Here is a 14,436-nt window from a genome sequence, read left to right on the forward strand (position 1 = left end):
TAAATAAAAAAGTATCGAATATTGTATCGTTTTGTTATGTTTAGTGCTGTTTGATTAAATGTGGGTATATGTACGAATGCGAAAACCCCCTTGGCCTGGTTTGGGCGGAGGGGGTTCGCAGTGGCAGATGGGGCGAGCGGGACCTTCGGTTACGCCATCAGCATGACGGAGGAGGATTTGATCACGGCGGTGACCTCGGAGCCGATGGCCAGCTCCAGCTCCTTCAGGGATTCGACGGAGATGATGGAGGTGATTTTGTTGCCTCCTCCAATGTCCACGACAACCTTGGCGTTGACTTGTCCTTCGCTGATCTCCACTACCTTGCCGGTCAGCTGATTGCGCGCGCTGATTTTCATGGATGGAACACTCCTTTCCTCAATGTAAGATATTCTGCCGCGGTCAGCTTGTCCGCAATGGCTGCGGCTTAATCACAGATGCCGGACTGGGAGGTATAGGCTTATTGTAAAGCTTTTTTTGCTGCGGATCAACGAAAAAAGGCGATATAAGACGAATGGTTGATATCTATTGTCAGGTTTTCTTCCATATCCCGTTGGGGGGCAGCCCAAAAAGCCCGGCACCGCTGCCGGGCTGAATCTGCCGGGGATAATCAGGATACCGGTTTGGAAAAGAAGGTTTTCAGCGCTTTGTACACATCGGCTTTTTCACGGATTACATGGTAGAGAAATTTCTTGTGCTGGATGTTCTTGTAGGCGGACATGAGGGTGGAGCTGCGGTTGTACTGGTTGACCTCGCCGTAGCCGAACATATTGGCGCGCTTCATCAGCTCCTGAATCAGATTGACGCATTTTTCGTTATCGGAGGTCAGATTGTCGCCGTCGGAGAAATGGAAAGGATAAATATTCCAGTTGGCGGCAGGGTAGCGGGCGTCGATAATATCCAGTGCTTTTTGGTAGGCGGAGGAGCAGATGGTGCCGCCGCTTTCGCCCCGGGTGAAGAAATCCTCCTCCGTCACCTCCTTGGCCTCGGTATGATGGGCCACGAAGACGATTTCCACATGCTCGTATTTGCGGCGCAGAAACCGGGCCATCCAGAAAAAGAAGCTGCGGGCAATATATTTTTCGAAGGAGCCCATGGAGCCGGAGGTATCCATCAGGGCCAGCACCACTGCGTTGGAATGGGGCTTCTGCACCTCATCCCAGGTTTTGAACCGCAGATCGTCGGGGGAGATGCCGTGGATGCCCGGCTTGCCCGCGTTGGCGTTGCGCTTCATGTTCTCCATAATGGTCCGCTTTTTGTCGATGTTGGACATAATCCCTTTTTTGCGGATATCATTAAACACCACGTCCTTGGATTGGAGCATCTCCCGCTGCTTCTCCTCCAAATTGGGCAGCTCCAGCTCCTCGAACAGCATCTCCTCCAGCTCGGCCATGCTGATCTCCGCCTCGTAATAATCCTCGCCGGGCTGGTCGCCGGCGCCTTCTCCCTTGCCGGGGCCTTTCTTCTGGGCCTCCCGGTCCACTCCCAGCACGTCCCCTACCTGCGAGTCCCCATCCCCTTGCCCTACATGCTTTTGCTTATTGTAGTTATAACGGAAGCGGTACTCGTCGATGCTTTTAATGGGGACGCGCACCACCTGCTTGCCGTCCGACATGACGATGCTTTCATCCGTCACCATATCGGGAAGATTCTGTTTGATTGCCTCACGCACCTTCTCCTGATGGCGCGTCTGGTCCTGATAGCCCTTGCGGTGCAGGGACCAGTCCTCCCGGGAGACGATATATAGCGGTTCCGTCACTGGAATTCCTCCCTTCTTGTGCAAATCTTGCGAAAGCTTTAGCGCGTGATATTGTTAAGTATATTCACCGCGGCGGGAGGTATGTTCCGGTTATCGAAAGCTTCCTTTGTTCGCATGTTCTTCATTTTTCCATTGGAACAAAACGCATAGTGAATGCGTCTGAAAACTGTTATGATATTAGGGACTGTCCGAGAACTCCGGGGGTAGCGGGTTTTAGGACAGCCTTTAGACAGCGCAGTGAGACAGAATGATAAGGAGGCTAAAAGATGATGCGCAAGCTGCTGATTCTTCTTTGTTGTACGGCCGGCATCCTGGCGGCGGGACAAGCCGCTTATGCCGCCGGCCCTTCGGTTCAGGCGGGGACGGAGCAGGTCACTGTGGGAGGCAAAACCATGACTGTGACTACGGTGCGGGTGGATTTGCGCGATCCGCTGCTTGCTCTTGAGCCGGTTACGGCCCGGAGCGCCATCGGCTATGACGAGTCCTTCGCCTCGATTGTGGAACGGAGCCAGGCTGCGGCCGCCATCAACGGGACCTTCTTCAACGCATATGAAAAGGCGGAGGACAGCCGTTATCCCAACGGGCTTCTGGTCGCTTCGGGGGAGACGGTCCATTCCGGAACCAACCAGTCCCTGATTTGGATGGCGGACAAGCTTCCCGTTATCCGCAATGTGGAGCTGGGCATCCGGGTGACCTTTGTCCAAGGCAAACAAACCTCCACTTATTTTCCGTGGGGGGTCAATAAATATTACGGAGACGGCCAAACGGACCAGGTGGTCTGGTACACCCCCGCTATGGGCCGGATCATCGATTATCCCAACAGCACCAAAATTGTGATCCGGGAGAATGTAGTGACCCGGATTACCGAAGAAGCGGTTTCCGTGCCCGGGGACGGGTATGTGTTTATGGCCGGGAACAGCGACAACAACCGCAATAATCTGCTCCCGCGGGTTCAGGTGGGAGATACGGTGGATTTGGAAACGGTGGCCAAGGATGCGGTAAGCGGGGAGGCGGTGGATGCGGGAATGTGGCTTTCCGCCATCGGTGCGGGACCGAAGTTGGTGACAGGCGGAGCGGTGGATCTGGATTTTGCCCGGGACGGCTTTGACGACCCGAAGCTCATGACGCAAGCCAACCGCAGAAGCTTCGTCGGCATTGACGGGGAAGGCAGGCTGGTGATGGGGACCATGGACGGGGTGACCGTGCAGCAGGAAGCGGAAGCGGCGGTTGCCCTGGGACTCCGGGAGGCCATGAATCTGGACGGCGGCGCCAGCTCCGGACTGTATGCCGAAGGAACTGTGCTCACCCAGCCGGGCCGCGATCTGAGCAATGTCCTGGTGGTCCGCAGACTGGCGGAGCCCCGCACGCAGCTGGAGGTCAACGGGCGGTTCCGGCCTGAATTTCAGGGTTTTATCCGCCAGGATACGACGCTGGTGCCCATTCGGCCGCTCTTGCAGGCTTTGGGCGCGGAGTTCAAGTGGAATGAAGCGGAGGGCAATCTGTCCGTGGTGAAGGACGGCAAAACGCTGACCTTCACTCCCGACCGGCGGGAGATCCTGGTGGACGGCAAAAAGGAAGCGCTGGATACGCCTCCCGTAATCGTGGACGGCCGGTTGTACGTGCCGGTCCGCTATGTGGTGGAAAGCTGGGGCGGCAAGGTCGAATGGGACCAGAACCTCTACCGGGTGTCTCTGGAATTCTGATCAGATGGAGGCCAATGCCAGAATCGAAATCAGCACCATAAGAATCAGCCCTATGATAACAAGGCCGTTCAGGACGGTGCCCAGCACCGCAAACACTTTTTTGCGTTCCTTCTGGACAAGGCCGACGATGCCCAGGATCAGGCCGACGAAATTGCCGAACAAGGTTCCCAGCAGGGCCAGGCCCATGAAGGCAAGCTCCGGCATATCGGCTACCCGGCGCTCGATCTCCTCATAATCGTAAGCGCCTGTGTCCGTGTCGATCAGCCCGGAAAGCTTGACGGTTATGCTCCCCAGTATAATGATGAAAATCAGTGCCATACTGGCAAAAATGGTAAAGGATGCAATGCCCAGTCCGGAATGCCTCCGGCGGGGCGGTTCAGTGTCATACATTTCCACCGGTGAAAAGCCGCTGTACGCCGGGGGAGGGGGAACCGTATCGGCTGGCCGGCCGCCGTCCTCCGAGTCGTGCCGAACTGTGCCGTTGGTTGGATGCTCCAACGCGTTCACCTCCATGTTCGTTTTTTTCATCGTAGCATGGGGGCGGGAAGCTGGCAAATTTTTTCTCCCGTTCAAAATTGAAAGGATATTTTCTCCAAAATGTGGTATGATTCGGGATATAGCGACACAGCCTTGTGCGGAGACGGGGCTGGCATTTATATCAGAAATCGGAGGAACCGGGATGAAATATACGCTTTGCCAGCAGGTACGCATTGTGGATATGAACGATGAGATTTTGAGCGAAGTGGTGTTCGAGCATGCCGAGGTGGATACGCCGCAGCCGATGCTGGGCGCCACTGTCGTTACCTACCAGCTGGGGCTGCGCCAATTTGAGGTGGTATACGACCGGCGGGAGGGCAAAACCACGCGGTCCAAGATCACGGACATGGAGATTGATCTTTTGGGCGACTTCAACGTAAAAACCCGGGTGTTCCTGGAACCGGTGAAGCTGATTGTCGGCCAGCATGACGTAGGAATAGTGTAAGGCTGGAGCAAGCAGAAGGAGCAGGAAGCCGCTCGGGCAGAGCGGCTTTTTTGGGGTTGGGGCGTGGGGTGGCGCGGCTCCCGGCAGGGAGGGGGCTGGCCCCAGATCCCTGGCGGTTGGACAGGATAGCGGACAACTAGCTTCCGCTATCCCCTGCCACTCGAAGATTATCCACGCTCCCAACTCACCTATTACCCGAAGTCCGCTTCCATGCCAACTATCTCATCTACCACCTGAAGGCTGCCTCCGCGCCAACTTCTCATCTAGCATCCGAAGTCCGCTTCCATGCCAACTATCTCATCTACCACCCGAAGTCCGCTCCCGTGCCAACTATCTCCCCTGCGCCGGAAGAGCGTAGCGGAACTGAGCGGCTCTTAAAGCGGCTTTTGCAGCTTTTTTCCGCTCTAGCGGAACTGAGGAGCGCTTATCCTCCGCTTCAACCTTATTTCCTCGCCGTTTTCGCCGCGTAGGGGAAATAACGCTCTCTCAGTTCCGCTATTCGTCCAAACTCCCGTTTTTACCGTTGTAAGAGTCTCTGAGTTCCGCAACAGAAGACTGCCTGCCTTACCAGTAACGTCCCATAACGCCTGTTCCCCGCAACTCTTTAGTCAGCTTTTCCGCTGGCCCGCCGCCTCCCGCAGGTGGAACTGACCTACCAGCTGCTGCAGGAACATGGTAATAGCATCTACCTGGTTGGAATTGTAGCGCACATTGCCCATATCCGACAGGAGCCCATGCACCTTATTTTCCACTTGGGTGGAAATCCGGCGGTTTTCGATGCTGATGGCGGCAATCTTCTCCATCAGCTCCACCACCTCGTCCACGGCCCGGCTCTTCTGGCTGTCTCCGGCATTGGCGCTGTACAAAAGCTCCGTCGCCGCGGCAACCAGCCTGTTGCCTTCCTCCACCACCCGGCTGCCCTCCTCCATGGAGGCCGCCGCCAGCTGCGCGTTGCGGTAAATCAGCTCCACCGTCTCCTGAATCTGGCCGGTGGAGGAGTGGGTCATGTCGGCCAGCTTGCGGATTTCGCTGGCAACCACCGCAAAGCCCTTGCCGTGCTCGCCTACCCGCGCCGCTTCAATAGAAGCGTTCAGGGCCAGCAGGTTGGTTTGGGAGGAGATTTGGCCAATGACCTCCAGCACCTCGCCGATCTGCCTGGCTGTATCCATGAAGGTCAGAATGGTCCGGTTGGTCTCCGCCACCTTGCCGGAGATTTGCGACATTTTGCCGCCGATCCGCTCCACCTCGCCCTGGGCCACCGCAATTTGCTCCGAGGCCTTGGCCTCCAGCTCCGCCAGCGTCGCCTTCATCTCGTAGGCCACATCCTTGGCGATGTCAATATCCTTCAGCTGGCTGCGGATGCTGCGGATCATGGAATGAATCTCCTCCCCCATCCGCTCCGTTGCAGTCAACGTGGCGTCGGTGGATTGGCTCAGCTCCCGCTGGTTGGCGCGGACATCCTCGGAGGCGTGCTTTACCTTCAGCATGATTCCCTCCAGGGAATCGTTCATATTGTTGATCCATTTGGCCAGCTCCCGGGTTTCGTCACCTGCAAATTGGCTGGTATCCAGCCGCTGGGTCAAATCCCCCTTGCCCTCCGCGTTGATCCGGATGAAGCGGTTGATCCGCCGCAGGCTGTCGGCCGCGGGCAGCGTGCCCTTGCGCCGGGAGATTTGGATTGCCGCCCAGCCGCCGAGAAGCTGCAGCAGTCCCACAGCCAGTCCGGCGTACAAAGCCGGCACATCCCGGGCAACCGCCGCGCCGCAAAGAGCCGCTCCCGCCAGAGCAAACAGCAGCATCACCGGAAGCTGCACCCGGCTGATTTTGAAATCGATGCTCCGCAGCCGGTAGACCTCCTCCAAATCCCCCTCGCACATCATGCCCCACAGGTCCGGACAATGGGGAAGCCGGAAGGTGACGCCCTTGCCGATAACCGGAATATGCCGGTAATCCGAATAACCGGGGAACTCCACAAACAGATTGCTGCCCTTGGCAATGGTGCCCGCCACCCCCGGATGCAGCTGGCCCGTAGCCGGGTCGGTAAACATCAGCTCCAGCTCCGTATGCTCCGCCACCCGGACTGTGCCCCAGTCGGTGGATACGCCGTCCTTCAAATTTTCGCCGTGAGTGAAGGTCCGGTCCTCGAAGCGGCTGCGGGACAGGGCGGTGCCCGGCGCGATCTCCCTGCGCAGAACGGGGGAGGCCATAAACAGGTAATTATCCCCCGAGTCCGGGTAAACATGGCCCGATTCCCGCTGAATCAGATCGCCCAGCACATCGTTGGGCACCCGTCCGCACAGCGCTCCCATCCAGGTTCCGCCGCCATCCAACAGGGGATAAATGAACATCAGGGTCATTTTGTCGTGAAAAGAGGAGGTGCTTGGTCCGATCTTAACCGTCAGAGGATCGGCATAGGGGCCATACAGGCAGCGGCCGTCCTTCTGCTTGGAGGAATAAAGCGCGCCTTCGCGGAACGGGGCGTCGGCGGCGTTTTGCCCCATATGCGGAGCATGCGTGGAATAGATCACATTCAACTTGCCGTCGAGCACGAACAGCTCCGAAAAATCCGCCGCCCGCTGGCGCACCGCCTGGGATAAACGCTCCCATACCGGCGCCGATTCCGCCTGCCACAAAGCGCTGCCTTGGGCGGAGGAAGCCGCCTCGGCGCAATAACGCTCCAGATGGGTCCAGCAATCCGTCGCCCACTCTGTCAGGAGCTCCTTGCGGGTATTGGCGATGCCTTCAAAAATCTCCTCAATATCCTCCTTCAAATGCTTGTTGAGCCTGTATGACCACCACAGCGGAAGCCCTTTCCGAAATCCGAGCCAGTCAAACATACCTCTCCCCCCAGTCATCGACCATAAAATCATATTCTGTTTTCTGATGTTAAGTATTGTAACATAGTGCGTGTCGGAATGGTGAAGATGAATGAGACAAATAAGTGAAAATTCGAAGATTGCTCCGATAATCTGACGGAATGTTCGCCTTTTACGAAGTTTCAACTAGAAAGTAAGCATACTTATCAGGGAATGAAAGATTTAAACAAGGGTCATATGTTCTCCGCACTCCAGACAGAATGTGGAGAATCGGGCCAATTCATGGTATGATACAGAAAATATGTTCGTAAAAAAATCCCCCAAAAGTGGCGTGACGCTCTGAAGCATGTTCACAATACAGAGAGGAGTTTTGCGGAAATGTCCGTTTCCTTTCATCCGGTTATCGAAGCTTGGTTCAGGCAATCCTTCGGCTCTCCTACCCTTGTGCAGCAGGAGGCGTGGGAAAGCATTGCCGCAGGGCACAGCACGCTGATCGCCGCTCCCACCGGCTCGGGCAAAACCCTGGCCGCCCTTTTGCCGTGTCTGGACCGGATTGTCCGGGAAGCCGGGCAGGCAGAGGCGGAGGCCGTTCCACGGGGAGTGAAGCTCCTGTATGTCACTCCGCTGAAAGCGCTGAACAATGATATCCATCACCACATTTTCCGGTTTGCCGGAGAGCTGTCGGCGGTGGCGGCGCAGGAGCAGGCGGATTGGCCCGGATTTACGGTTGGAGTGCGGACGGGGGATACCTCGCAAAGCACCCGGGCCTCCATGCTGCGGAATCCTCCGGATATGCTCATCACCACCCCGGAGTCGCTTTATTTGATGCTGACCGCAGTCAAAGCCAGGGAAATCCTCCGCACCGTCAAACAGGTCATTGTCGATGAGATTCACGATCTGGCCTCGGACAAAAGAGGGGTGCATCTCTCCTTATCCCTGGAGCGTCTGGGCAGCCTGTGCCGCCGGAATCCCCAGCGCATCGGGGTTTCCGCCACCCAAAAGCCCTTGGAGCGGGTGGCCCGTTATCTGGGCGGCTGGGAGGAAGGGACAGACCCCGCCGGTGCAGGCGGCATGACCGCCAGGCCTGTCCATATTGTGGAGAGTCCCATGGAGCGCAGGCTCACGGTTTCGGTTACCATGCCCGCCAAGGGAGTCCGGGCGATGGACAAGGAAGCGGTATGGGGGCCTTTGGTGCAGCGGATTCTGCAATGTATGGAGGGCGCCAGATCGGTGCTCATTTTTGTGAACAACAGGCGGCTGTGCGAGCGTCTTACTCTGCGCCTGAACGAATATGTGGGCTACGGGATGGCCCGCTCCCATCACGGCAGCGTGTCCCGGGAGCGGCGCCTGGAGGTGGAGTCCATGCTCAAGGCCGGCGAGCTCCGCTGTCTGGTGGCCACCGCCACTTTGGAGCTGGGCATCGACGTGGGCGAGATCGATCTGGTGCTTCAGATCGATTCCCCCAAGGAGGCGGCGGCGGGCATCCAGCGCTTCGGCCGGGCAGGCCATGCCGTCGGCGGGGAAAGCCGCGGAGTCGTCATCGTCCGCACCCGGGGGGATTTGCCGGAGGCGGCGGTGCTGGCCAAGGCGGTGGCCCGCCGGGAGATTGAGGATATCCGCATTCCGCGCCATAAGCTGGATGTGCTGTCCCAGCATACCGTTGCCGCCGTGGCGGCTGCCGGGCCGGGGGAGGAATGGTCGCCGGAGGCCTGGTACCGGGTGGTGTCCGGCAGCGACTGCTACCGGGAGTATCCCCGGGAGCGGTATGAGGCCATGCTGGACGTGCTGTCCGGGCGGTATCCCTTCTCCCGGCCGCTCTTGGCCTGGGACCGGGAGACCGACAGGCTGCTGCGGCTGCCGGGTTCGGCTATTGCCGCCTCCATGGGGGGAGGCACCATTCCCCAGACCTCCGCTTTTCCGGTGCATCATGCGGAGACGCGGATGCATCTGGGGGAGCTGGACGAGGAGTATGTGTATGAAAGCCGGCCGGGGGACGCTTTTCAGCTGGGAGCCAGCTCCTGGACCATCCGCTCCATCCGCCATGACCGGGTTTATGTGACGGAAAGCGACCACACCTACAGCGAAATTCCCTTCTGGAAAGCGGAAGCGGGGGGACGCAGCCCCCTGATCGGCAAAAGCATCGGGGCCATGCTGGCCGCCATCCGGGATGCCGCCCGGCACAGCGCCGGCGAGGAGCAGGAGCGGCAGCTGGAGCGCGGGCTGATGGAGGAATACAGGCTGGACGGGGATGCCGCCGCCGAGCTTGTCGGCTATGTCCGCGGCCAGGACAAGCATGGGCTGGTGCCCACGGACACGCTGATCGTGGCCGAGCATTACAAGGATGACGGGGAGCGGCATCATCTGGTGGTACACAGCCTCCTGGGCCGCCGCATCCACAGAACCTGGGAGATGGCCCTGCGCATCCGCTTTGATGCGTTAAGCCCCACCCAGGTCTATTCCATCGCCAAGGACGACGGCATGGAATTTGTCTTCGACCGCTGGAATCCGGACTGGCTGCTGGAGCCGGGGCGGCTGTCCGCCTCCCAGGTGGAGGAGCTGCTGTGGCAGGCGCTGCCCGGCACAGCCATGTTCGCCAGAGCCTTCCGCCGGGTGGCGGAAACCTCGCTTCTACTGGTCAGAGGCTATGAGCGTCAAGCCTCCTGGACCATGCGCTTCCGGAGCGAGGAGCTGCTGAAGCAGGCTCTTCCCTTTGCCGACAAGTACCCGTATTTGCGGGAGGCCTATGCCGTCTGCCTGGAGGAGGAGCTGGACGTGCCCGGCTTGCACCGGCTCCTGGAGGAGCTGCGGACGGGAGCCGTCGGGCTGCAGACGGTGGATTCCATTGCGCCGTCGCCTTTTGCCATGCGATTTATGAATGATTTTGCCATGACCAGCCTGTATGAATCGGATGCGCTGGGGCGCGATGTCCATATGCGGCTTCTGGGGATCAACCGGGAGCTGGCGGCGGAATGGTTCGGCAAGGAAGGGCTCCGCGCCCTGATTTCCCGGCAGGTTCTGGAGGAGGAAGCGCAGCGGCTGGCCCGTCCGGCCTGGCTGGCCGCCGCCCCAAACGGCGGGGAGAAAGAGAAGCGCAGCCTGCTTCGCCTGTTGAAGGAATACGGAGACCTGTCCCGGGAGGAACTGGCCCGGTTATGGGGAGAGGATCAAATCGTGACGGAGCTGCTTGCGGCGGGCAGTGTGCGAAGCATCCGCCTGGGGGGAGAGGAACGGTTCTTCAGCCGCGACGAAGAGGAGTGGTATGCGGGCTTTCCCCATACGCCGGAGGCTTCTTTTATTGCCAAGCGTTATGTGGAGCGTGTGCTCTCCTTCCGCCCCGGGGAGCTGGCGGAGCGCTTCGGCGTCGAAGCCGGGCTGGCCGAGGCATGGACGGCAGGCTGGCTGGCGGACGGTACAGTTACGGCTGCTCCTTTTGCGGAGCCGCAGGAAACCGGTCTGTACACCGCTGCCAAAATTGCCGAGCGTCTGGTGCGCACCTCCATTTCGGATTTCCGGGTGAAGCACGGGGCTATCGAGGCCAACCGCTATGCGCTGCATCTGCTCCAAACCCACCATCTGCTCCCGGAACGGCGGCTTGAAGGAGCGGAAGGCCTGCTGCGGATTATCGGGCAGCTGCAAGGGATTTATCTGCCGGTGGCGCATTGGGAGAAGCTGGTGTTCCCCGCCCGGCTGAAGGAATACCGCAAGGAATGGCTGGACCAGCTGTGCGCATCGGGGGAGCTTTTCTGGATGGGACGAAAAGAGGAGGGTGAGAAGGAGGGGCGGATCGCCTTCTTTCTGGCCGCCGAGCGGGGAGAGGCGGAGCCTTTTATCCGCAGGGCCTCCGAAGGGCCTGATACCTCCCAGCGGCCGCTTCTGGATCTGCTGGTCGCCAAGGGGGCCAGCTTTCTGACGGCTCTCTCCCGGGAAACGGGAGAAGCTCCCTCCAGTCTTCTGCCCAAGCTGATGGAGCTGGTGTGGGAGGGCAGGGCGGCCAATGACCAGTTTGCGCCCCTCCGGCTGGCCGCCTCATCCGGCGTCCGGACCAAACGCGGGGAATTCCAGTCCGGCTTCGGCCGGTGGTATGCGCTGCTTCCCGGGGAGGAGGAGAACGCCGAGACCTGCGCCTTGTCCTATTGCAAACGCTGGATGGGCCAGTTCGGCCTGCTGACCCGCGGGGCTGCGGCCTATGCGGCGCCCTACGGCTGGGAGCAGCTGTCCGGGGTGCTGCGCAAGCTGGAGGACTGGGGCATGGCTGTCCGGGGGTTTTTTGTCAAGGATATTGCCGCTATGCAATTTACCACCCGGGAAACGGTGGAGCAGCTGGAGGCCGCTCTGCCGGGGGACACGGGCAAGCCGTCGCTTATCTCCGCGGCGGACCCTGCCAATCCCTATGGGGCATGGGTGGAGTGGCCGGAGCTGACCGCTGTCCAGTTCGCCCGCAAGCCGGGGAATTATCTGGTATATGAAGGAAACGCGCTATGCCTGTGGATCGAAAATTTCGGCAAGCACGTGGCTGTGTTCCCCGGTCATCCGGCTGCCGCACAAGCCGCACAAGGGCAACCCTACCGTCTTTGCGCTATTCTGGCAGAGGTGTTCACTACCCTCATCGTCAGGCACCATCTGAGCAAAATTACGCTGGAGCGCTGGAACGGCAGGCCTGCGGCTGAATCCGGTCTGGAGGAGGAATTCCGGCGGCTGGGGGGAGAGCTGGACAGAACGCGGTTCGTGTTTTGGCCGACGGCGCTGAAATACCGACAGCGCTGAAATACCGGCGGCAGCTCTAACGGCGGCTCTCCCTTCCGTTAGGCTCCGCTTGGCCTCCGAGCGGGCCGCATATGGGCGCTATGATTTTTTTGGCGATAAGCAGGAAACAGCAGAAGGCATGCAGAAATATTTCCGAGGATATGAGGGTGCTTGTCGAAGGGGGCAAACGCTTGTCGGCGTTTTGTGACGCCCCGCCACCCTGAGAGTTTTTTATTGCACTTTAGTGCTTTAATGAGGTCAAGCTGGTGATGTGATAAAAAAGCTTCTATCGAAGCATCCCGAAGAGGCGGGTTCGTCTTTAGCGGAAGCTTATTATGCCCTCCAAGAATTTGGCTTTCGGATATCTTGAAAACTTATTATTCTTTACGTGTAAATCTTTACGTGTAAAAAAATTTGCGGCCGCCGTGACAAATAGAGCAGGAATGCGTTGGCCGCAGGATAAAAAAGGGGTCGTTGCCGGGTGCCGTCAGAGGATCAGTTGGGAAAAGAAGTAAAACCGAAAAGTATGATCCCGCCGGTGGTGGTGGGATTGGCGGCTTGCGGAAGCCTGTTTGAGGTGATTCGCAACCTGCAGCCGCCTCCCTTGGTTGTGTTCTTTTCATGCTGTGCGCTGTTGGTTCCCTGGCTGCTGTATACCCACTTCCGCCATTCCGCCACTCTTGCCAAGGAGCGGGGGTTTTCCGCTGTATACCGGGAGCTGATCGATCAGGTCAATGACGCGATTCTCGTCATCAGCGCCAAAAGCCCCCACCGGATTCTGGAATGCAATCAGGCCGCTTCCGCCTGGCTGGGATACAGCTACGATGAGCTGCTCCGCGTGGAGGTGGGGAAGATAGCCGATGAGTCCCAGATTATGGAGCTGATGAAACGCAAGTCCTCTCCCGGCAGCGCGCAGACCGAATACCGGGAGATCCATTACCGCACCAAGGACGGGCGTCTGGCTCCGGCGGAGGTGAATATCCGGATGATCCGTCTGCAGGGGCAGCGGGCGCTTCTGGCCATCGGCCGGGATCTGACGGAGCGCAAGCGCATGGAGAACCGCATCCGCCATATGGCGTATTATGACGATCTTACCGGCTTGCCTAACCGCAGGCTGTTCCGGGAAAAGCTGGAGGAGGTCATGGTGGCCGCCCGTGCCCAAAACGGCGGCGCGGCTGTGCTGTATCTGGATATTGACCGTTTCAAGCTGGTCAACGACAGCTTCGGCCATGATTACGGCGACATGCTGCTGATGCAGGTGGCGGAGCGTTTTGTCCGCTGCGTCGGGGAGGATGATTTTGTGGCCCGGACGGAAGGCGATGAATTCGCCATGTTCTATGCCGGGGTAACCGCCAAGGAGCGGCTGGAGCAGCTGGCGGAGGGGATTTACCACTCCCTGGAGCAGCCTTTCCAGATCGGCCAGTTCCAGATTCACATTACCGCTTCCATTGGCATTGCCCACTATCTGGGGGAGCAGGGGGAGACGGCGGACCTGATGATGAAATATGCCGATATTGCCCTGTCCCGGGCCAAGGAAACGGGAAAGAACACCCATCAGATTTTTAATTCCGACATGAACAAAATCTCCCTGACCAAGCTGACGCTGGAGAGCGAGCTGCGGCAGGCCATCCGCAACAACGAATTTATGCTGGTGTACCAGCCGCAGGTTCATTTGGAAAAAGGCGCGATCGTTGGAATGGAAGCGCTTATCCGCTGGAATCATCCGGTGCGGGGGTTGGTTTCCCCGGGGGATTTTATCCCCATCGCCGAAGAGACGGGGCTGATTGCGCCCATTGGGAAATGGGTGCTTATGGAGGCGTGCCGGCAGAACAAGCAGTGGCAGGACAGCGGCTTGCCCGCCGTGCCTGTATCCGTCAATCTGTCCATGGGCCAGTTCCTGCAGCATGATCTCAAGGGCATCATTCATGCCGTTCTGGAGGATACCCAGCTTCCGGCGCAATTCCTGGAGCTGGAGATTACGGAGAGCATGACCATGGATGTGGACTTTGCCACCAAGTCGCTCAAGGAGCTGAAGAGCTTGGGAGTGCAGATCAGCATCGATGATTTCGGGACAGGCTACAGCTCCCTTCATCTCCTGAAGAAATTTCCCATCGACAAGCTGAAAATTGACCGTTCCTTTGTCCGGGATATTATGTGCGACCCCAATGATGCGGCTATTGTTGCGACCATTATCAGCATGACCCATCACCTGAACCTGCTGGTCATTGCCGAAGGGGTGGAGACCCGGGAGCAAATGCACTTCCTGCGGGATAACCAATGCAACCTGATTCAGGGCTATTGGTGCAGCCCTCCGCTGCCTGCAGCCGAGATGCAGAAGATGCTGAAAAAGTCCCATTCCCTTCCAGCATAACCGTCCGCCCAGGGCCAGCCGCCTGTTTTTCCGCCCAAAACCGGAAGTTGCCACCAAATATTCAT

Annotated in this window: 8 protein-coding genes; 4 read left to right on the forward strand and 4 right to left on the reverse strand. The window is 58.7% G+C overall.

Annotation, left to right across the window (positions count from 1 at the left end):
* Positions 1–149 precede the first annotated feature (149 nt).
* Both DQG13_RS01235 and yhbH read right to left on the reverse strand, forming a co-directional pair.
* A complete protein-coding gene (locus tag DQG13_RS01235) occupies positions 150–356 on the reverse strand; it encodes a TOBE domain-containing protein (RefSeq protein WP_113017536.1) in 207 nt (68 codons plus the stop codon).
* Positions 357–607: 251 nt separating this feature from the next.
* Positions 608–1,756 (reverse strand): sporulation protein YhbH, encoded by a 1,149-nt coding sequence (gene yhbH, locus DQG13_RS01240; RefSeq protein ID WP_113017537.1) that lies wholly within the window; start codon positions 1,754–1,756, stop codon positions 608–610.
* Positions 1,757–2,022: 266 nt separating this feature from the next.
* Here yhbH and DQG13_RS01245 point away from each other — a divergent pair, with 266 nt between their 5' ends.
* The gene (locus tag DQG13_RS01245) at positions 2,023–3,459 is read left to right on the forward strand and encodes a stalk domain-containing protein (protein WP_113017538.1); all 1,437 of its coding nucleotides are present in this window, start codon (positions 2,023–2,025) and stop codon (positions 3,457–3,459) included.
* Here DQG13_RS01245 and DQG13_RS01250 read toward each other — a convergent pair whose 3' ends face one another.
* Positions 3,460–3,957 (reverse strand): hypothetical protein, encoded by a 498-nt coding sequence (locus DQG13_RS01250; RefSeq protein WP_146767076.1) that lies wholly within the window; start codon positions 3,955–3,957, stop codon positions 3,460–3,462. It lies immediately after the preceding gene.
* A gap of 181 nt (positions 3,958–4,138) precedes the next feature.
* Here DQG13_RS01250 and DQG13_RS01255 point away from each other — a divergent pair, with 181 nt between their 5' ends.
* On the forward strand, positions 4,139–4,441 hold the full coding sequence (locus DQG13_RS01255) for a hypothetical protein (RefSeq protein ID WP_113017540.1): 303 nt from the start codon (positions 4,139–4,141) through the stop codon (positions 4,439–4,441).
* Between the two features lie 608 nt (positions 4,442–5,049).
* Here DQG13_RS01255 and DQG13_RS01260 read toward each other — a convergent pair.
* Positions 5,050–7,278, reverse strand: coding sequence for a methyl-accepting chemotaxis protein (locus DQG13_RS01260; RefSeq protein WP_113017541.1), 2,229 nt, complete (start codon positions 7,276–7,278; stop codon positions 5,050–5,052).
* Between the two features lie 357 nt (positions 7,279–7,635).
* On the opposite strand from DQG13_RS01260, the gene DQG13_RS01265 reads away from it, so the two are divergent.
* Positions 7,636–12,021, forward strand: coding sequence for a DEAD/DEAH box helicase (locus tag DQG13_RS01265; protein ID WP_113017542.1), 4,386 nt, complete (start codon positions 7,636–7,638; stop codon positions 12,019–12,021).
* Between the two features lie 460 nt (positions 12,022–12,481).
* Positions 12,482–14,371: a putative bifunctional diguanylate cyclase/phosphodiesterase gene (locus DQG13_RS01270; RefSeq protein WP_181592502.1), complete on the forward strand. Its 1,890-nt coding sequence runs from the start codon at positions 12,482–12,484 to the stop codon at positions 14,369–14,371.
* The last annotated feature ends 65 nt before the right edge of the window (positions 14,372–14,436 follow it).

It is taken from the genome of Paenibacillus sp. YN15, assembly GCF_003285005.1.
In the GTDB taxonomy this organism is placed as follows: domain Bacteria; phylum Bacillota; class Bacilli; order Paenibacillales; family NBRC-103111; genus Paenibacillus_AR.

What these genes read in the sequence shown, in the direction of transcription:
- DQG13_RS01245 (WP_113017538.1), top strand. Translation starts at nt 2,023, where the DNA reads ATGATGCGCAAGCTGCTGATTCTTCTTTGTTGTACGGCCGGCATCCTG.
- DQG13_RS01265 (WP_113017542.1), top strand. Translation starts at nt 7,636, where the DNA reads ATGTCCGTTTCCTTTCATCCGGTTATCGAAGCTTGGTTCAGGCAATCC.
- DQG13_RS01235 (WP_113017536.1), bottom strand. Translation starts at nt 356, where the DNA reads ATGAAAATCAGCGCGCGCAATCAGCTGACCGGCAAGGTAGTGGAGATC.
- DQG13_RS01260 (WP_113017541.1), bottom strand. Translation starts at nt 7,278, where the DNA reads ATGTTTGACTGGCTCGGATTTCGGAAAGGGCTTCCGCTGTGGTGGTCA.
- DQG13_RS01255 (WP_113017540.1), top strand. Translation starts at nt 4,139, where the DNA reads ATGAAATATACGCTTTGCCAGCAGGTACGCATTGTGGATATGAACGAT.